The organism is Streptococcus infantis (assembly GCF_021497965.1).
Lineage (GTDB): Bacteria > Bacillota > Bacilli > Lactobacillales > Streptococcaceae > Streptococcus > Streptococcus infantis_B.
This window is the reverse complement of record NZ_CP046525.1, coordinates 997,063-1,016,688: the sequence shown is the minus strand read 5'-3', so window position 1 is coordinate 1,016,688 and position 19,626 is coordinate 997,063. Positions and strand designations below refer to the sequence as shown.

Below are 19,626 nucleotides of genomic sequence, written 5' to 3'. Positions count from 1 at the left end.
ATGGCTAACGCAATTGTAGAAAAAGCTAAAGAGAGAATGACTCAATCTCACCACTCACTTGCTCGTGAATTTGGTGGTATCCGTGCAGGTCGTGCTAACGCTAGCTTGCTGGACCGTATTACTGTTGAATACTATGGTGTCGAAACACCTCTTAACCAAATTGCTTCTATCACAATTCCTGAAGCGCGTGTCTTGTTGGTAACACCATTTGATAAATCTTCATTGAAGGATATCGAGCGTGCTTTGAACGCTTCAGATCTTGGTATTACACCAGCTAACGATGGTTCTGTTATTCGCTTGGTTATCCCAGCTCTTACAGAAGAAACTCGTCGCGATCTCGCTAAAGAAGTGAAAAAAGTTGGTGAAAATGCTAAAGTAGCTATCCGTAATATCCGTCGTGACGCTATGGATGAAGCTAAAAAACAAGAAAAAGCTAAAGAAATCACTGAAGATGAATTGAAGACTCTTGAAAAAGATATTCAAAAAGCCACAGACGATGCTGTTAAATACATCGACGAGATGACTGCCAATAAAGAAAAAGAAATCTTGGAAGTCTAAGAAATAAACAGAAAAACTCAGTTGGCATTGCTGGCTGAGTTTTATTCGAAAGAAGGAAACATGAATACAAATCTTGCAAGTTTTATCGTTGGACTTGTCATCGATGAAAATGACCGTTTTTACTTTGTTCAAAAGGATGGTCAAACATACGCTCTTGCTAAGGAAGAAGGTCAGCATACAGTTGGTGATACTGTTAAAGGTTTTGCCTACACAGACATGAAGCAAAAACTTCGCTTGACAACTCAAGAAGTGACTGCAACTCAGGATCAATTCGGTTGGGGTACAGTAACAGAGGTTCGTAAGGATTTGGGTGTTTTTGTTGATACAGGGCTTCCTGACAAGGAGATCGTTGTGTCACTTGATATCCTGCCTGAACTGAAAGAGCTCTGGCCTAAGAAGGGCGATAAACTTTATATTCGTTTAGAAGTAGACAAGAAAGACCGTATCTGGGGAATCTTAGCTTATCAGGAAGACTTCCAACGTTTGGCACGTCCAGCATACAACAACATGCAAAATCAGAACTGGCCTGCAATCGTTTATCGTCTTAAGCTATCAGGAACTTTTGTCTATCTACCAGAGAACAACATGCTTGGATTTATCCATCCAAGTGAGCGCTATGCAGAACCACGTTTGGGACAAGTGTTAGATGCGCGAGTTATTGGTTTCCGTGAGGTTGACCGAACGCTTAATCTCTCTTTAAAACCACGATCTTTTGAGATGTTAGAAAATGATGCACAAATGATTCTGACTTACTTGGAAAGTAATGGTGGCTTCATGACCTTAAATGACAAATCATCACCAGATGATATCAAGGCTACTTTTGGTATCTCAAAAGGTCAGTTCAAAAAAGCTCTCGGCGGATTAATGAAAGCTGGCAAAGTTAAACAAGACCAGTTTGGTACAGAGTTGATTTAGGGAGGCCTATGAGAAAATCATTTTATACCTGGCTTATGACAGAACGAAATCCTAAAAGTAATAGTCCCAAAGCCATTTTAGCGGATCTTGCCTTTGAGGAGTCAGCCTTCCCAAAACATACGGATGATTTCGATCAGGTGAGTCGATTTTTAGAAGAACATGCCAGTTTTTCTTTTAATATGGGAGACTTCGATCGCATCTGGCAGGAATATTTAGAACATTAAAAAGGGCATAGGTGTTAAGGATAGCAATTTCTAAATGCCTTTGCTATAATAAAAAGAAATTAAAGTATGAGAGAGGTTCTTTATTTGAAGGAACATTCAATAGATATTCAGCTGAGTCATCCAGATGACTTGTTTCACCTTTTTGGTTCAAATGAACGCCATCTTCGCTTGATGGAGGATGAGTTAGATGTCATCATCCATGCCCGTACAGAGATTGTTCAAGTCTTGGGAGAGGAGTCTGCTTGTGAGGAAGCACGGCAAGTTATTCAAGCCTTGATGGTCTTGGTCAATCGTGGGATGACTGTCGGAACTCCTGACGTGGTGACAGCTATCAATATGGTTCGAAATCATGAAATTGATAAATTTGTCGCCCTTTACGAAGAAGAAATTATCAAGGATAATACAGGTAAACCAATTCGTGTAAAGACCTTAGGGCAAAAACTATATGTCGATAGTGTGAAGCACCATGATATAACCTTTGGGATTGGCCCTGCAGGTACAGGTAAGACCTTCCTAGCAGTGACTTTAGCCGTAACAGCTCTGAAACGTGGACAAGTCAAACGTATTATCTTGACTCGACCAGCAGTAGAAGCGGGCGAGAGTCTAGGATTTCTTCCAGGTGATTTGAAGGAAAAGGTAGATCCTTACCTTCGTCCTGTTTACGATGCCTTGTACCAGATTCTAGGAAAAGACCAAACAACTCGTCTCATGGAGCGAGAAATTATTGAGATTGCCCCTTTGGCCTACATGCGTGGACGTACTCTGGATGATGCCTTTGTCATCTTGGATGAAGCGCAAAATACAACCATCATGCAGATGAAGATGTTTTTGACTCGTCTTGGATTTAATTCAAAAATGATTGTCAATGGTGATATTAGCCAGATTGACCTACCTCGGAACGTCAAGTCAGGTTTGATTGATGCTCAAGAAAAACTCAAGAACATTCACCAGATTGACTTTGTACACTTCTCAGCTAAGGATGTGGTTCGTCATCCGGTCGTCGCTCAGATTATTAGAGCCTATGAACCGCTAGCTGTTAAGGCTGAAGAAAATCAAGAAGAAACTAAATAAGAAAAAGAGCAGTTAGAAACTGCTCTTATTTTTTTTGAATTTCTTATTAAATAAGCTCACTAATAGGTGTATAGTCACGTTCTAAACCTTCAGCAACTGGTTGACTAGTCAATTGACCTTGGTAAGTTGTAACCCCTTCGCGTAAACCAGCATCTTCAAGGATTGCTTTCTTAAAGCCTTTACCTGCTAAGGCTTCGATATAAGGAAGTGTCACATTTGTGAGGGCGATGGTAGATGTACGGGCAACTGCACCAGGAATGTTGGCAACGGCATAGTGAAGAACCCCATGTTTTTCATAGACAGGCTCATCGTGGGTTGTCACACGGTCAGCTGTTGCAATAACACCACCTTGGTCTACTGCAACGTCTACGATGACAGAACCAGGACGCATTTGTTGAACCATGTCATCTGTCACTAATTTTGGAGCTTTAGCACCAGGAATTAGGACTGCACCGATAACAACGTCTGCTTCACGCACACTTGCTTCAATATTAAATGGGTTGGACATCAAAGTTTGGATTTGGTGACCAAAGACGTCTTCTAGGAATGCTAGACGTTTGGCGCTGATATCAAGAATAGTTACTTGAGCTCCCAAACCAAGAGCAATACGAGCAGCGTGTGTACCAACCACACCACCACCAATGATGGTTACTTTTCCTTTAGGAACACCAGGAACACCACCGAGTAAGACCCCTGAACCACCCGCTTGTTTCGTTAAGAAATGCGCTCCGATTTGTACTGCCATACGTCCTGCAACCTCACTCATTGGAACGAGAAGAGGTAGTTGTCCTTCAGTATCACGAACAGTTTCATATGCGACACCAGTTGTTTTCGCTGCTAACATAGCATCTGCCAATTCAGGAGCAGCAGCCATGTGCAAGTAGGTGAAAAGAAGCAAATCCTCACGCAAGTATTGATATTCACTAGCAAGTGGCTCTTTTACTTTGACCACTAATTCTGCAGCCCAAGCCTCAGCAGCTGTAGCGACAATCTCAGCACCTTGTTTTTCATAGTTGGAATCTGTAAATCCTGAACCAAGCCCAGCATTTGTTTCGATAAGGACACGGTGGCCACGACCAACGAGACTTTGTACACCAGCTGGTGTCAAAGCAACACGATTTTCATTATTTTTAATTTCCTTAGGAATTCCAATTAACATAGATATAACTCACTTTCTATTAGACAGTTTCAGTTTTATATCACATTTTTTTGATTTTTTGTGATGATTTTATTGTATATGAAACCGCTTTAAATTGCAAGAAAAATTTGTAAACTTATTTCTTTTATGTTATTCTTTTACCAACCTATTTTAGGAGGTACAATCATGGAATCACTATTTATCAAACTAGCGAGGTATCCAATTATCGAAACAGAATGTTTAGTACTTAGACCAGTAACACTTGATGATGCAGAAGCTATGTTTGAGTATGCTTCAAATAAAGAAAATACACGCTATACTTTTCCAACCAATCAAAGTTTAGAGGAAACCAAGAATAATATTGCTCAGTTTTATCTAGCCAATCCCTTGGGCCGATGGGGAATTGAACTAAAAAGTACTGGAGAGTTTATCGGAACTATTGACCTGCACAAGATGGATACTGTTCTTAAGAAGGCGACCATTGGTTATATTATCAATCAAAAATATTGGAATCAAGGTTTGACAACTGAAGCCAATCGAGCTGTAATTGAATTGGCTTTTGAAAAGATAGGAATGAATAAGTTAGATGCCTTTCATGATAAGGATAATCCCGCATCAGGAAAGGTCATGGAGAAATCAGGAATGCGCTTCTCTCACGAAGAACCATATGCTAGAATGGATAAAAATGAACCTGGAAGATTCGTAACAGATGTCCATTATGTCTTAACCAAGGAAGACTATTTTGCAAATAAGTAAGAAGTTGAAAAGATTTTCAGCTGTTTTTTTCTTTCTCTTACGAATAAGCTAAGAGAGGAGAAAATATGGAAGAACTTATTGAGAAAATAAAAGAATATAAAATCATCGTCATCTGTGTTAGTTTGGGTTTGATCTTGGGTGGATTTTTCCTCTTAAAACCAGTCGCTCAAACACCTGCTAAAGAAAGTAATTTGCAGACAGAATTTACAACTGTTTCGAAGGATTCGACGGATGAAAAGGAGGATGGGAATCAGAAGGAAGAAGTGGTAGAGCAAGATCTAATTACTGTCGATGTCAAAGGGGCTGTTAAATCGCCAGGGATTTACGATTTGCCAGTTGGAAGTCGTATCAATGATGCTGTTCAAAAAGCTGGTGGACTGACAGATAATGCTGATAGTAAGTCTATCAATCTTGCCCAGAGAATTAGTGACGAAGCGCTTGTCTATGTTCCAACTAAGGAAGAAGCTACCAGTCAAGAAATGCCATCAAGTGCTTCTAACAACAAGGAAAATAAGAAAGTCAATCTCAATAAAGCCAGTGTAGAGGAACTTAAACAAGTCAAAGGTTTAGGTGCGAAACGTGCGCAAGATATTATTGACCATCGTGAGTCCAACGGTAAGTTCAAGTCAGTTGATGATCTTAAAAAGGTTTCTGGTATTGGTGCAAAAACGATAGAAAAGTTAAAAGAGTATGTTACAGTGGATTAGACGCTTTCCCATTCCAAAAATCTATCTCAGTTTTCTTTTGCTATGGCTCTACTATGCAATCTTTTCAGCAAATTTCTTAGCACTTTTTGGCTTTGTCTTTTTACTAGTCTGCCTTTTTTTCCAATTTCCATGGAAGACTGTGACCAAAGTCCTATTGGTTTGCAGCCTATTTGGGAGTTGGTTTGTATTTCAAAAATGGCAGCAAGAAGAAGCGAGCCAACATCTAGTCAACACGGTTGATACAGTTCGAATCTTGCCTGATACCATCAAGGTTAATGGTGATAGCTTGTCTTTTCGTGGCAAGGCTGATGGTAGACTCTTTCAGGTCTATTATAAGCTCCAGTCAGAAGCCGAAAAGAAAAAATTTCAAGACTTATCTGAACTACATGAAATGGCTGTGAAAGGCAAGTTAGCTAGTCCTCAAGGGGCAAACAATTTTGCTGGTTTTGATTATCGAAACTATCTCAAAACGCAAGGAATCTATCAGACCTTAACTATATCCGAAATTGTTGAGCTAAAGCAAACAAGTAGTTGGGATATCGGAGAAAATCTATCAAGCTTGAGGAGAAAAGCAGTTGTCTGGATTAAACGGAATTTTCCCGATCCCATGCGCAACTATATGACCGGTCTTTTATTGGGTCATTTAGATACGGACTTTGAGGAAATGAATGAACTCTACTCGAGTCTGGGGATTATTCACCTTTTTGCTTTATCTGGAATGCAAGTCGGATTTTTCATGGATGCTTTCAAAAAGTTACTTCTGCGTTTGGGTTTGACGCAAGAGAAGTTCAAATGGTTAGCCCACCCCTTCTCCTTAGTCTATGCAGGTTTGACAGGATTTTCAGCCTCTGTTATTCGTAGTCTTCTACAAAAGCTATTGGCTCAGCATGGCTTTAAGTCACTGGATAATTTTGCTTTAACGATTCTTATTCTATTTCTTATCATGCCGAACTTTTTCTTAACTGCTGGGGGAGTTCTTTCCTGTGCTTATGCCTTTATCCTGACCATGACTGGTGAGGAAGTAGCAGGGATAAAAGGTCTGGTTAGAGAGAGTTGCATTATTTCCTTGGGAATTCTGCCAATTTTATCATTTTATTTTTCAGAATTTCAACCGTGGTCCATTCTCTTGACATTTTTCTTTTCATTCTTATTTGATATGGTCCTGTTACCGCTCTTATCGATTCTCTTCTGTCTGTCATTTATATATCCCATCACCCAGTTCAACTTTCTCTTTGAATGGCTTGAAAACATCATTCGCTATATTTCTCAGCTATCTACGAGGCCTCTTGTTTTTGGTCAGCCGAGTCTTTGGATTTTAATCCTTTTTTTGATTATTTTAGCTCTCATCTACGATTATCGAAAGAATTTGAAAAAAATATCTATGCTTGTCATAGTTGCTATCTCGCTCTTTTTAGTAACCAAACATCCACTGGAGAATGAAATCACAGTCCTAGATATGGAACAGGGGCGGAGCATTTTCCTAAGAGACATGACAGGAAAGACCATACTACTGGATGTCGGAGAAAAATCTGAACGTGACAAGAAAGAAGCCTGGCAGGAGAGGATTTCCTCTAGCAATGCCGAACGGAGTTTAATCCCTTATCTAAAAAGTCGAGGAGTTGCAAAGATTGATCAGCTTGTGCTAACGACTAGTGAACCTAAGCAACTAGACCATGTGTTAGAAATGAGTAAATCCTTCGAGCTTGAAGAGATTCTAGTAAGTGAAGAAACTTTATCTAAAAGAGAATTTATGGATAAGCTGAAGAAAAGCAAAATCAAGGTAGCTACTATTAAAACAGGGCAGCAGTTGTTTATTTTTGGCAGTAGTTTGGAAGCATTCACTAGCCAAAATGGCGATAAAAAGGATTCAATGGTCTTGTATGGAAAGTTACTAAACCAAACCTTTCTAGTTACTGGAAATTTAGAGGAAAAGTTCTTAACCAAGTCTTATCCGAAACTCCAAGCAGATATTGTGATAACTCATCAGCAAGCATCGAAGAAAAAGACAGATGTAGAAGTCTTCAAAAACTTACAACCTAAAACCACTGTCATTTCGGTAGACAAGAAGAAAAAATTCAAAGAAAAAAATGAGGAAAGTAACCAAGAACTTGGGAATTCGATTTATAAAACGGACCAAAAGGGTGCCATTCGTTTCAAAGGTTGGAGTACTTGGCGAATAGAAACAGTTCGCTGAACTTAGATTTTCAAGAAAATTAAAATTGTCTAAACAATCAATCAAAACTTGATTTTAGAACCTTTTTGCTATAAAATGGTAAAGATTAGTGTCAAACTTTTATATTGCAAATAGGAGAAAACATGACAAAAACTTTGAAACGTCCTGAGGTTCTATCACCTGCAGGAACACTAGAAAAACTAAAAGTAGCTGTTCAATACGGTGCAGATGCTGTCTTTATCGGTGGTCAGGCCTATGGTCTACGTAGCCGTGCGGGTAACTTTACTTTCGAACAAATGGAAGAAGGAGTTCAGTTTGCGGCTAAGTATGGCGCTAAGGTTTATGTAGCGGCTAATATGGTTATGCACGAGGGAAATGAAGAAGGTGCTGGAGAATGGTTCCGTAAATTGCGTGATATCGGAATTGCAGCGGTCATCGTATCAGACCCAGCCTTGATTATGATTGCGGCAACTGAAGCACCAGGTCTTGAAATCCACCTTTCTACACAAGCTAGTGCGACCAACTATGAAACACTAGAATTCTGGAAAGAACTTGGCTTGACGCGTGTTGTTTTGGCGCGTGAGGTTTCTATGGAAGAATTGGCAGAAATCCGCAAACGTACAGACGTAGAAATCGAAGCATTCGTACATGGTGCGATGTGTATTTCTTACTCTGGTCGTTGTACCCTTTCAAACCATATGAGTATGCGTGATGCCAACCGTGGTGGATGTTCACAATCTTGTCGCTGGAAATATGATCTTTACGATATGCCATTTGGTAAAGAGCGTAAGAGCCTCAAGGGAGAAATTCCTGAAGAATTCTCCATGTCTGCGGTTGATATGTCTATGATTGACCATATTCCAGATATGATCGAAAATGGTGTGGACAGTTTGAAGATTGAAGGTCGTATGAAGTCTATTCATTACGTTTCAACAGTAACAAACTGCTACAAGGCTGCAGTCGATGCTTACCTTGAGAGTCCTGAAAAGTTTGAAGCAATCAAGCAAGACTTGATTGATGAAATGTGGAAGGTTGCCCAACGTGAATTGGCTACAGGTTTCTACTACGGAACACCATCTGAAAATGAACAGCTTTTCGGTGCTCGTCGCAAGATTCCAGAATACAAGTTTGTTGCTGAAGTAGTAGCTTATGATGATGCGACTCAAACAGCAACTATTCGTCAACGTAATGTTATCAATGAAGGTGACCAAGTCGAATTTTACGGTCCAGGTTTCCGTCATTTTGAAACCTACATCGAAGACCTTCATGACTCAAAAGGAAATAAAATCGACCGTGCACCAAACCCAATGGAACTCTTGACCATCAAGGTTCCTCAACCAGTACAAGCCGGTGATATGGTCCGTGCTTTGAAAGAAGGTCTGATTAACCTTTATAAAGAAGATGGAACAAGCGTTACTGTTCGTGCCTAGATAAGGAAAAATCATGGTTCAAGCTCAGGGATTGCTGGTAGATGCTGAAAGCAGATGTGTTCATTACCATACTGATAAAGACATCGTAGCCTTACAGTGCTATGAGTGTCAGAAATACTATGCCTGTTATCAGTGTCATAATGAACTGGAGTCGCACATATTTTCTCCCTATCCTTTAAATCTGAAAGAAGATAGACCTATCTTATGTGGATCCTGTGGGAAAACACTAACGTATGAGGATTATACAGAGACGGGCACTTGTCCATACTGTAAAGCTGCATTTAATCCAGCTTGCCAGAGTCATCATTCATTTTATTTCAAATAAGAAAAGGTAAATCCAGGTTTTGAAACTTGGATTTTTTCTTTTCAGAAAAATAGGAAAGATAAGGAAAAATATATGAAATGACATTAAAAATTTCTATATGATTGTCTTGAAAATCGTAAAAATGGAAATAAATGATTCAAAACGCTTCCATTCCTAGTAAAAAGTTGACAAAAGCAAATTTTAGGACTAAACTAGGGAGGTAAATTTAATTTAAAAAAGGAGAATTCGTCATGAATTTAACATTTTTCGGTCTATGTCTTGCCTGTATGGGTGTATCTCTTGCAGAAGGTATGTTGATGAACGGTTTGTTCAAATCAGCTGCACGCCAACCAGATATCATCCCACAATTGCGTAGTTTGATGATCATGGGGATCGCCTTTATCGAAGGAACATTCTTTGTAACTCTAGCGATGTCATTTGTCATTAAATAGACAACTCTATTTAGAAATGGAGGTGTCAAACCATGGAAGAAAGTTTGAATCCAACCGTTAATATTGGACCAATATCCTTTGATTTGACCCTGCTTGCCATGTCTCTTGTAACTGTTTTGATGGTTTTTGCCTTTGTCTACTGGGCAAGTCGAAAAATGACCATCCGTCCAAAGGGCAAACAAAATGCTCTTGAGATGATTTATGACTTTGTGGTTAGTTTTGTAAAACCAAACATTGGAGATTCATACATCAAGGACTATTCCTTGTTCCTATTTTCTCTATTCTTGTTTATCTTGGTTGCCAATAATATTGGTTTAATGGCAAAGGTACAAACAACAAACGGTTATAACTTGTGGACTTCTCCAACAGCCAACCTTGGATACGATTTATCCCTCTCATTATTGATCACCTTGATCGCTCATGTAGAAGGAATTCGTCGTAGAGGCGTTAAAGAATATTTGAGAGCATTTGTTACACCTGGCTTCATGACTCCGATGAACATTTTAGAAGAGTTCACCAATTTTGCCTCCTTGGCGATTCGGATATACGGAAATATTTTTGCCGGTGAGGTCTTAGCAGGATTGCTATTGGCCTTGTCACAACATGCCTTGTATTGGTATCCTTTTGCCTTTATTGCAAACATGTTATGGACAGCCTTTTCGATTTTCATTTCATGTATTCAAGCCTATGTATTTACCATGTTGTCATCTATGTACATTGGTAAAAAAATAAATGAAGGGGAAGAGTAAGTAGAGGAGGATTAGAAGATGGATTTAACTATTAGTACCATTATTGGTGACTTTATTCTGATCGCTGGTTCCTTCCTTTTATTAATCTTTTTAGTGAAGAAATATGCTTGGGGAAATATTACCAGTGTCTTAGATGAACGCGCTGAAAAGATTTCTTCAGATATTGATGGTGCCGAGGAAGCCCGTAAAAAGGCAGAGGAACTTGCTAGCAAACGTGAAGCTGAGTTAGCAGGAAGCCGTACCGAAGCTAAAACGATTATCGAGAATGCAAAGGAAACAGCTGAGAAAAGTAAGGCCGATATTTTGGCTGAAGCTAAACTTGAAGCAGGGCGCTTAAAAGAAAAAGCTAACCAAGAAATTGAGCAAAATAAAGCAGAGGCTTTACAAAGCGTTAAAGGTGAGGTAGCAGATTTGACAGTTAATCTAGCTGGAAAAATTATCTCACAAAACCTTGATGGTCATGCCCACAAAGAACTCATTGATCAGTATATCGATCAGCTAGGAGAAGCTTAATGGACAAAAAGACAGTAAAGGTAATTGAAAAATACAGCATGCCTTTTGTCCAATTGGTGATTGAAAAAGGAGAAGAAGATCGTATCTTCTCAGATTTGACTCAAATCAAGCAAGTCGCTGAAGAAACAAATTTGCCTTCTTTTTTGTCTCAGGTAGATGTGGATGAGTCTGATAAGGATAAAACAGTTAGTTATTTCCAAGACTCGGCATCGCCATTATTACAAAACTTCATTCAAGTTCTGTTGTACAATCATCGCTCATATCTTTTTTATGATGTGATTGTAGATTGTTTAAACCGTCTTGAGAGAGAAACGAATCGTTTTGAAGTAACGATTGTGTCTGCTCATCCTCTGACTGATCAACAGAAAGAACGTTTGGTTCCAATTATCGAGAAAAAGATGTCTTTAAAAGTGCGTAGCATTAAAGAAGAAATCGACGATAGTTTAATCGGTGGTTTTGTCATTATCGCCAATCACAAGACAATTGATGTTAGTATTAAACAACAACTTAAAGTTGTTAAGGAAAATTTGAAATAGAAAGTGGTGTTCTTTTGGCAATTAACGCACAAGAAATCAGCGCTTTAATTAAGCAACAAATTGAAAATTTCAAACCCAATTTTGATGTGACTGAAACTGGTGTTGTAACATACATCGGGGACGGAATTGCGCGTGCTCATGGCCTTGAAAATGCCATGAGTGGAGAGTTGTTGATTTTTGAAAACGGCTCTTATGGTATGGCGCAAAACTTAGAATCAACAGATGTTGGTATTATCATCCTTGGAGACTTTACAGATATTCGCGAAGGCGACACTATTCGTCGTACAGGAAAAATCATGGAAGTTCCAGTTGGTGATAGCTTGATTGGACGTGTCGTAGATCCACTTGGTCGTCCAGTAGATGGACTTGGTCCAATCAACACAAACAAAACTCGTCCAGTTGAAGCACCAGCTCCTGGGGTTATGCAACGTAAATCAGTATCACAACCATTGCAAACTGGTTTGAAAGCTATTGATGCACTTGTTCCAATTGGTCGTGGTCAACGTGAGTTGATTATCGGTGACCGTCAAACAGGGAAAACAACCATCGCTATCGATGCAATCTTGAACCAAAAAGGTCAAGATATGATCTGTATCTATGTAGCGATTGGTCAAAAAGAATCAACAGTTCGTACGCAAGTAGAAACACTTCGTCAGTACGGAGCCTTGGATTATACAATTGTCGTGACAGCATCAGCTTCACAACCGTCACCATTGCTTTTCCTCGCACCTTATGCAGGGGTTGCTATGGCCGAAGAATTTATGTACCAAGGTAAGCACGTATTGATTGTTTATGATGACTTATCTAAACAAGCGGTAGCTTATCGTGAACTTTCTCTCTTGCTCCGTCGTCCACCAGGTCGTGAAGCCTTCCCAGGGGATGTCTTCTACCTTCATAGCCGTCTACTTGAACGTTCAGCTAAAGTTTCGGATGAATTGGGTGGAGGATCTATCACAGCTCTTCCATTTATCGAGACACAAGCCGGAGATATCTCAGCCTATATCGCTACAAACGTAATCTCTATTACGGATGGACAAATCTTCCTAAGTGATAGTCTCTTTAATGCAGGTATCCGTCCAGCTATTGATGCGGGTTCTTCCGTATCTCGTGTTGGTGGTTCTGCACAGATTAAGGCCATGAAGAAAGTTGCTGGTACTCTTCGTATCGACCTTGCTTCATACCGTGAGTTAGAAGCTTTCACTAAATTTGGTTCGGACTTGGATGCAGCTACTCAGGCTAAATTGAACCGTGGTCGTCGTACTGTAGAAGTATTGAAACAGCCCGTTCACAAACCATTACCTGTTGAGAAACAAGTTACTATTCTCTATGCTTTGACCCATGGTTTCTTGGATACAATTCCTGTAGACGATATCGTTCGTTTCGAAGAAGAGTTCCATATGTTCTTTGATGCTCAATATCCTGAGATTTTGGAAACCATTCGTGAAACAAAAGACTTGCCAGATGAAGCAGTCTTGGATGCTGCGATTACTGAGTTTCTCAATCAATCAAGCTTCCAATAAGAATAGAGGTGTCAGATGGCAGTATCTCTAAATGATATTAAAACAAAAATCGCCTCAACGAAAAATACTAGTCAAATTACTAACGCTATGCAGATGGTTTCTGCAGCTAAGTTAGGTCGTTCTGAAGAAGCATCTCGTAACTTCCAAGTGTATGCACAAAAAGTGCGTAAACTAGTTACAGATATCCTCCACGGAGATGGTGCAGGCGGATCAACTAACCCTATGTTGATCAGTCGCCCTGTCAAAAAAACAGGCTATATCGTCATTACATCTGACCGTGGTCTTGTTGGAGGATATAATTCTTCAATCTTAAAAGCAGTCATGAAACTTCAGCAAGAATACCATCCTTCAGGTGATGACTTTGAGGTTATCTGTATTGGTGGTATGGGAGCCGATTTCTTCAAATCACGCGGTATTCAACCAATCTATGAATTGCGTGGACTTGCAAGCCAACCAAGCTTTGATGAAGTTCGTAAGATTATTACAAAAACGATTGAAATGTATCAAAACGAACTTTTTGATGAGCTCTATGTTTGTTACAACCACCACGTTAATACACTGACAAGTCAAATGCGTGTAGAACAGATGCTTCCAATTGTGGACTTGGATCCAAATGAAGCGGATGAGAACTATAGCTTGACCTTTGACCTTGAAACAAGTCGTGAAGAAATCTTGGATCAATTACTACCACAATTTGCTGAAAGTATGATTTATGGTGCTATTATTGATGCCAAGACAGCTGAAAATGCTGCAGGGATGACAGCTATGCAAACAGCGACTGATAATGCTAAAAAAGTGATTAATGATTTGACCATTCAGTATAACCGTGCCAGACAGGCGGCGATTACACAAGAAATCACAGAAATCGTGGCAGGAGCTAGCGCTTTAGAATAAAGCCATCCTGCTCAAATGAATGAACTTAGGACCTAGCAATACTAGGAACCGACAGTATCTTATATAGAATAGGAGAAGGAGATGAGTTCAGGTAAAATTGCTCAGGTTATCGGACCCGTTGTAGACGTTTTGTTTGCAGCAGGGGAAAAACTTCCTGAGATTAACAATGCACTTGTCGTCTACAAAAATGACGAAAAGAAAACAAAAATCGTCCTTGAAGTAGCCTTAGAGTTGGGAGATGGTATGATTCGTACCATCGCTATGGAATCAACAGATGGTTTAACTCGTGGAATGGAAGTATTGGACACTGGTCGTCCAATCTCTGTACCAGTAGGTAAAGAAACCTTGGGACGTGTCTTCAATGTTTTGGGAGATACCATTGACTTGGAAGCTCCTTTTGGAGAAGACGCAGAACGTCAGCCAATTCATAAAAAAGCACCTACTTTTGATGAGTTGTCTACCTCTTCAGAAATCCTCGAAACAGGGATTAAGGTTATCGACCTTCTTGCCCCTTATCTTAAAGGTGGTAAAGTCGGACTCTTCGGTGGTGCCGGAGTTGGTAAGACTGTCTTGATCCAAGAATTGATTCACAATATTGCCCAAGAACACGGTGGTATCTCAGTATTTACTGGTGTTGGGGAACGTACTCGTGAAGGGAACGACCTCTACTGGGAAATGAAAGAATCAGGCGTTATCGAAAAAACAGCCATGGTATTTGGTCAGATGAATGAGCCACCAGGAGCACGTATGCGTGTTGCTCTTACTGGTTTGACAATCGCTGAATACTTCCGTGATGTTGAAGGCCAAGACGTTCTACTCTTCATTGATAATATCTTCCGTTTCACACAAGCTGGTTCAGAAGTATCTGCCCTTTTGGGTCGTATGCCTTCAGCCGTTGGTTACCAGCCAACACTCGCAACAGAAATGGGTCAATTGCAAGAACGTATCACTTCAACCAAGAAAGGTTCTGTAACCTCTATCCAGGCTATCTACGTGCCAGCGGATGACTATACTGACCCAGCGCCAGCAACAGCCTTCGCTCACTTGGATTCTACTACAAACTTGGAACGTAAATTAGTTCAGTTGGGTATCTACCCAGCCGTTGACCCACTTGCTTCAAGTTCACGTGCCTTGGCACCTGAAATCGTTGGAGAAGAGCACTACGCAGTTGCTGCTGAGGTTAAACGTGTCCTTCAACGTTACCATGAATTGCAAGATATCATTGCGATCCTTGGTATGGATGAACTTTCTGATGAAGAAAAAACTTTGGTTGCTCGTGCGCGTCGTATTCAGTTTTTCCTTTCACAAAACTTCAACGTTGCTGAACAATTTACTGGTCAACCAGGTTCATATGTTCCAGTAGCTGAAACAGTTCGTGGATTTAAGGAAATTCTCGACGGAAAACACGATCATCTCCCAGAAGATGCCTTCCGTGGAGTAGGTTCAATCGAAGATGTTATTGCTAAGGCTGAAAAAATGGGATTTTAAGAGGTGACCTATGGCTCAGTTAACTGTCCAGATCGTGACACCAGATGGCCTCGTCTATGATCACCATGCCAGCTTTGTATCGGTACGAACTCTGGATGGTGAGATGGGGATCTTGCCACGACATCAAAATATGATTGCGGTATTAGCAGTTGATGAAGTTAAAGTCAAACGAGTTGATGATGATTCTCATGTAAACTGGATAGCAGTAAACGGAGGAATCATTGAGATTGCTAATGATGTCATAACTATCGTTGCTGACTCAGCTGAACGCGCTCGTGATATCGATGTTAGCCGTGCAGAACGTGCGAAACTTCGTGCAGAACGTGAAATCGAAGAAGCACAAGATAAACATTTGATTGACCAAGAACGTCGTGCTAAGATTGCATTGCAACGTGCCATTAACCGTATCAATGTCGGAAATAAATTATAAAATAAAAAAGAACTTGATCTTTATTCAAGTTCTTTTTTTGTTAGTGATGAAAACTAATGCAGACCGCTTCAGGTACATGAAAGTCATTCGAAAGTTCTGCAAGTCGACCAGTTTCAGGATTACGCTTAAAGACACTTGCATTATCTGAATCTTGGTGAACTGCGATGAGGAACTCTTGGTTTGGTGACAAATCAAAATCACGTGGGTTATGTCCGTGAGTTGGAACAATCTCTAATAACTCTAAACTTCCATCCGCTAAAATACTATATACTGCGATAGAATCATGTCCGCGGTTCGAAGCATAGAGGTATTTGCCATCTTTAGAGAGACGAATAGCAGCAGTGCCGTTAAACCCTTTATAGTCATCTGGTAAGGTTGAAATGACCTGCATTTTTTCAAATGCTCCGACTCCATCGTAAATCAATACTTCAATTGTACTGTTCAGTTCGCAGATAAGATAAGCAATCTTGTAGTGGTGGTGGAAAACCAGGTGACGCGCACCCGCACCAGGAGTACAGTTGTAGGTAGCTAATGGACTTATCTTTCCTTCTGAATTGACATCATAGGTAGTTACTTCATCAGTACCTAGGTCGCAAGTGACTAAATACTGATCTGGTGTTAAATCTGTAAAGTGTACATGTGGAGAAGCTTGATTTTCATGTGGACCATGGCCGGTATGTTGGTCAATATTAGCTAATTCAAGACTGCCATCTTCTTTTCGTTTATAGACTAACACTTGTCCTTTATGGTAGTTTGCGCCATAGACTAGACTACGTTTTTCGTCAACTGCAACGTAACAGTGAGGAGCACCTTCTTCAACGACGTGATTAAGGAGGCTACCATCAGTCTTGTATGCTGCAATACCCCCTTTGCCATCATGACTTCCAACGGTATATACATGCTGGTCTTGGTCAAATGCTAAATAGGTTGGACTTGGTTCTGCTGCAAAGAGTTCTAAATTTGCTAGTTCACCTGTCTCGGTATCAAAATCAGCCTTGTAAATCCCTTGGGATATACGACGGGTATAAGTTCCAAAATATACTGTTTCTTTCATATTCATACCTCTAAGAAAATATACTTCCATTATAACATAAAAAGGGGCACTAGATGAAAATTCTAAGGTAGAAATGGCGACTTTACTGGTAGTGGAAATCACAAATATCTCTTTGATGAAAACACCATAAAAACACCTTATTTTTCCTAAAAAAATGGTATAATGTTAGGACATAGGAAAGGAAGATATCATGGAACAAAAAGAGAAACACTTTACCTTATCTTGGTTTTTTAAATGGTTTTTAGATAATAAGGCCGTAACGGTCTTTTTGGTGACTTTACTGTTAGGTCTGAATATTTTTATTCTCAGTAAAATCAGCTTTTTATTTATACCAGTCATTGACTTTTTATCTGTAGTTATGTTGCCTGTTATCTTATCAGGGCTACTATTTTATCTATTGAATCCACTGGTAGATTTGATGGAGAAGTACAAGATAAACCGTGTCTTAGCCATTAGTATTATCTTTGTGATAATCGCTTTTCTTTTAATTATCGGTTTAGCGGTTGCGATCCCAAACCTTCAACGTCAGGTGATTATTTTTGCACAAAATGTACCAAGTTATATAGAAGATGCTGACAGAGTGATTGATGATCTTGTAACCAAGCGTTTGCCAGATGATTTTAGACCTCAACTGGAACAGGTTTTAGCGCAATTTTCAACTCAGGCAACTGCATGGGCAAGTAATATCTCTTCCAAAGCTGTTAACTGGGTGAGTGCTATTATTAGTGGAACTTCTCAAGTAATCGTCGCTTTGATTATCATGCCATTTATGCTCTTTTATCTCCTTAGAGATGGGAAAGGGTTGAGAGATTATATCACTCAATTTTTACCAAATAAATTAAGAGAACCAGTAGGTAAGGTTCTATCAGATGTGAACCAACAACTTTCTAACTACGTTAGAGGACAAATTACGGTAGCTGTTATCGTAGCTATCATGTTTATTATCTTCTTCAAGATTATTGGCCTTCGTTATGCAGTAGCACTAGGTGTTACTGCAGGTGTATTGAATCTTGTGCCTTATCTTGGAAGCTTCCTTGCGATGATTCCAGCCCTTGTGTTGGGTCTCATTGCAGGTCCAGTCATGCTCTTAAAAGTTATTATTGTCTTTATTGTAGAGCAAACTATTGAAGGTCGTTTCGTTTCACCACTGATTCTAGGAAGCCAATTAAATATTCACCCAATTACTATTCTTTTTGTACTTTTGACTTCGGGTTCTATGTTTGGTATCTGGGGAGTATTGCTAGGAATTCCAATTTATGCTTCTGCTAAAGTAGTCATCTCAGAGATTTTTGATTGGTACAAAGAAGTTAGTGGACTTTATGAACCGGTAGAGGAGACTGATCGTGAACAATAGTCAACAAATGCTTGAAGCCTTAGAACAACAGGACTTAACAAGCACAGATTCATATTTCAATAAAGCTTTAGAAGAAGACTCAGATGAAGTGCTTCTTGAACTTGCTGCATATCTCGAAGGGATTGGTTTCTACCCACAGGCAGCACAAATTTATGAGAAATTAGCACCGAAATTCCCAGAAGTCTACATCAATCTAGCTGCAATAGCTGGTGAAGATGGATTGATTGAGGAAGCCTTTGACTATCTAGAAAATATCGGGCTAGACAGCGAATGGTATGTATCAGCTCTTGCCTTAAAGGCTGATTTATATCAGATGGAAGGATTGACAGATGTTGCGCGTGAGAAGCTTTTAGAAGCTCGTAACTACTCTGATGATCCTCTCTTGATATTTGGACTAGCAGAGCTAGATAGTGAGCTAGGAAACGATTTAGAAGCTATTCAGGGCTATGCCAAACTAGATAACCGCATTATCTATGATCAAACTGGAATTTCAACCTATCAGAGAATAGGCCTTGCATATACACGACTTGGAAAATTCGAATCTGCTATTGAATTTCTTGAAAAAGCCTTGGAACTAGAATATGACGAGCAAACGGCCTATGAACTGGCAAGTCTCTATTTTGATCAAGAAGATTATCAAAAAGCAGCCTTATACTTTAAGCAGTTAGATACGATTTCTCCAGATTTCGAAGGATATGAGTATGGCTATAGCCAGGCACTCCATAAGGAACATCAAACGGAAGAAGCTCTTAAAATTGCTCAACAGGGTTTGGCAAAAAATCCTTTTGAAACACGTTTGTTGCTCCTTGCATCACAGTTATCTTATGAATTGCATCAGCCAGAACAAGCCGAAGCTTATCTTTTGAAAGCACAAGAGAATGCTGATGACCAGGAAGAAATTTTATTGCGCTTAGCGACCATCTACCAAGAGCAAGAGAGATATGAAGATATTTTAGCCTTAGAAGCGTATGAACCTGAAAACCTCTTAACAAAATGGATGATTGCCCGTAGCTATCAAGAAACCGAAGAATTGGAAGCGGCTTACGAGCTTTATAAGGAACTTGCTACAGAATTGAAGGATAATCCGGAGTTCTTGGAACAATACATTTATTTATTAAGAGAACTAGGGAAGTTAGAAGAAGCAAAAGAATACATTCAGGCCTATCTTGATCTAGTTCCAGATGATATTCAGATGCAAGAATTGTATAATCATCTCATTTAAGATAATTAAAATAATCGCCTTTAAACAGGCGGTTATTTTTTTGCAAACATGTCTAAAAAATAAATTAAGAATAAGCAATCAAAATAGATAGAAACAGTATGAATTTTTAGTTATTTTTTGATATAATTGTTATAGTTA

Annotated in this window: 21 protein-coding genes; 19 read left to right on the top strand and 2 right to left on the bottom strand. The window is 39.6% G+C overall.

The annotated features are described in order from the left end of the window. From frr to GOM46_RS05075, 4 genes are all read left to right on the top strand, one after another. On the top strand, positions 1 to 558 hold the full coding sequence (gene frr, locus GOM46_RS05090; RefSeq protein WP_006150944.1) for a ribosome recycling factor: 558 nt from the start codon (positions 1 to 3) through the stop codon (positions 556 to 558). Between the two features lie 60 nt (positions 559 to 618). After that, a complete protein-coding gene (gene cvfB / locus GOM46_RS05085; RefSeq protein WP_025170040.1) occupies positions 619 to 1,473 on the top strand; it encodes an RNA-binding virulence regulatory protein CvfB in 855 nt (284 codons plus the stop codon). Between the two features lie 8 nt (positions 1,474 to 1,481). Continuing rightward, positions 1,482 to 1,697 carry a YozE family protein gene (locus tag GOM46_RS05080; protein WP_001232087.1) on the top strand — a complete coding sequence of 72 codons (216 nt, stop codon included), beginning with the start codon at positions 1,482 to 1,484 and terminating at the stop codon, positions 1,695 to 1,697. Between the two features lie 84 nt (positions 1,698 to 1,781). Continuing rightward, positions 1,782 to 2,768 (top strand): PhoH family protein, encoded by a 987-nt coding sequence (locus tag GOM46_RS05075; protein ID WP_025170041.1) that lies wholly within the window; start codon positions 1,782 to 1,784, stop codon positions 2,766 to 2,768. A gap of 46 nt (positions 2,769 to 2,814) precedes the next feature. On the opposite strand, the gene ald is transcribed toward GOM46_RS05075, so the two are convergent. Further along, a complete protein-coding gene (gene ald / locus GOM46_RS05070) occupies positions 2,815 to 3,927 on the bottom strand; it encodes an alanine dehydrogenase (protein ID WP_006150941.1) in 1,113 nt (370 codons plus the stop codon). Between the two features lie 165 nt (positions 3,928 to 4,092). On the opposite strand from ald, the gene GOM46_RS05065 reads away from it, so the two are divergent. From GOM46_RS05065 to GOM46_RS05005, 13 genes are all read left to right on the top strand, one after another. Continuing rightward, the gene (locus GOM46_RS05065) at positions 4,093 to 4,662 is read left to right on the top strand and encodes a GNAT family N-acetyltransferase (protein WP_006150922.1); all 570 of its coding nucleotides are present in this window, start codon (positions 4,093 to 4,095) and stop codon (positions 4,660 to 4,662) included. Positions 4,663 to 4,727: 65 nt separating this feature from the next. Next, positions 4,728 to 5,369: a helix-hairpin-helix domain-containing protein gene (locus GOM46_RS05060; protein ID WP_006150927.1), complete on the top strand. Its 642-nt coding sequence runs from the start codon at positions 4,728 to 4,730 to the stop codon at positions 5,367 to 5,369. Next, a complete protein-coding gene (locus GOM46_RS05055) occupies positions 5,353 to 7,563 on the top strand; it encodes a ComEC/Rec2 family competence protein (RefSeq protein ID WP_235083305.1) in 2,211 nt (736 codons plus the stop codon). The genes GOM46_RS05060 and GOM46_RS05055 overlap by 17 nt, the downstream gene beginning before the upstream one ends. A 122-nt stretch (positions 7,564 to 7,685) precedes the next feature. Then, the gene (locus tag GOM46_RS05050; RefSeq protein WP_006150948.1) at positions 7,686 to 8,972 is read left to right on the top strand and encodes a peptidase U32 family protein; all 1,287 of its coding nucleotides are present in this window, start codon (positions 7,686 to 7,688) and stop codon (positions 8,970 to 8,972) included. 13 nt (positions 8,973 to 8,985) lie between these two features. Beyond that, the gene (locus tag GOM46_RS05045; RefSeq protein ID WP_025170042.1) at positions 8,986 to 9,297 is read left to right on the top strand and encodes a CHY zinc finger protein; all 312 of its coding nucleotides are present in this window, start codon (positions 8,986 to 8,988) and stop codon (positions 9,295 to 9,297) included. A gap of 230 nt (positions 9,298 to 9,527) precedes the next feature. Continuing rightward, entirely contained in the window at positions 9,528 to 9,728 is a 201-nt protein-coding gene (locus GOM46_RS05040; protein ID WP_001054554.1) for a F0F1 ATP synthase subunit C, read from the top strand. 32 nt (positions 9,729 to 9,760) lie between these two features. Beyond that, on the top strand, positions 9,761 to 10,477 hold the full coding sequence (gene atpB / locus GOM46_RS05035) for a F0F1 ATP synthase subunit A (protein ID WP_006150950.1): 717 nt from the start codon (positions 9,761 to 9,763) through the stop codon (positions 10,475 to 10,477). 18 nt (positions 10,478 to 10,495) lie between these two features. Then, entirely contained in the window at positions 10,496 to 10,990 is a 495-nt protein-coding gene (atpF, locus tag GOM46_RS05030; RefSeq protein WP_006150923.1) for a F0F1 ATP synthase subunit B, read from the top strand. Further along, positions 10,990 to 11,526, top strand: a complete 537-nt coding sequence (locus GOM46_RS05025) for a F0F1 ATP synthase subunit delta (protein WP_006150931.1) — start codon at positions 10,990 to 10,992, stop codon at positions 11,524 to 11,526. The genes atpF and GOM46_RS05025 overlap by 1 nt, the downstream gene beginning before the upstream one ends. Before the next feature lie 14 nt (positions 11,527 to 11,540). Beyond that, positions 11,541 to 13,046, top strand: coding sequence for a F0F1 ATP synthase subunit alpha (gene atpA / locus GOM46_RS05020; RefSeq protein ID WP_006150924.1), 1,506 nt, complete (start codon positions 11,541 to 11,543; stop codon positions 13,044 to 13,046). Positions 13,047 to 13,061: 15 nt separating this feature from the next. Then, a complete protein-coding gene (locus GOM46_RS05015; RefSeq protein ID WP_006150930.1) occupies positions 13,062 to 13,940 on the top strand; it encodes a F0F1 ATP synthase subunit gamma in 879 nt (292 codons plus the stop codon). Between the two features lie 81 nt (positions 13,941 to 14,021). Further along, a complete protein-coding gene (gene atpD / locus GOM46_RS05010; RefSeq protein WP_000094353.1) occupies positions 14,022 to 15,428 on the top strand; it encodes a F0F1 ATP synthase subunit beta in 1,407 nt (468 codons plus the stop codon). 10 nt (positions 15,429 to 15,438) lie between these two features. Beyond that, positions 15,439 to 15,858, top strand: coding sequence for a F0F1 ATP synthase subunit epsilon (locus tag GOM46_RS05005; RefSeq protein WP_006150932.1), 420 nt, complete (start codon positions 15,439 to 15,441; stop codon positions 15,856 to 15,858). A gap of 40 nt (positions 15,859 to 15,898) precedes the next feature. Here GOM46_RS05005 and GOM46_RS05000 read toward each other — a convergent pair whose 3' ends face one another. Further along, positions 15,899 to 16,912 (bottom strand): lactonase family protein, encoded by a 1,014-nt coding sequence (locus GOM46_RS05000; protein WP_006150942.1) that lies wholly within the window; start codon positions 16,910 to 16,912, stop codon positions 15,899 to 15,901. Between the two features lie 190 nt (positions 16,913 to 17,102). Here GOM46_RS05000 and GOM46_RS04995 point away from each other — a divergent pair, with 190 nt between their 5' ends. Then, complete coding sequence (locus GOM46_RS04995) at positions 17,103 to 18,266, top strand: AI-2E family transporter (RefSeq protein WP_235083304.1); 1,164 nt, start codon at positions 17,103 to 17,105, stop codon at positions 18,264 to 18,266. Continuing rightward, positions 18,256 to 19,488, top strand: a complete 1,233-nt coding sequence (locus GOM46_RS04990) for a tetratricopeptide repeat protein (protein WP_006150935.1) — start codon at positions 18,256 to 18,258, stop codon at positions 19,486 to 19,488. Before GOM46_RS04995 ends, GOM46_RS04990 begins: the two co-directional genes overlap by 11 nt. Positions 19,489 to 19,626 lie beyond the last annotated feature (138 nt).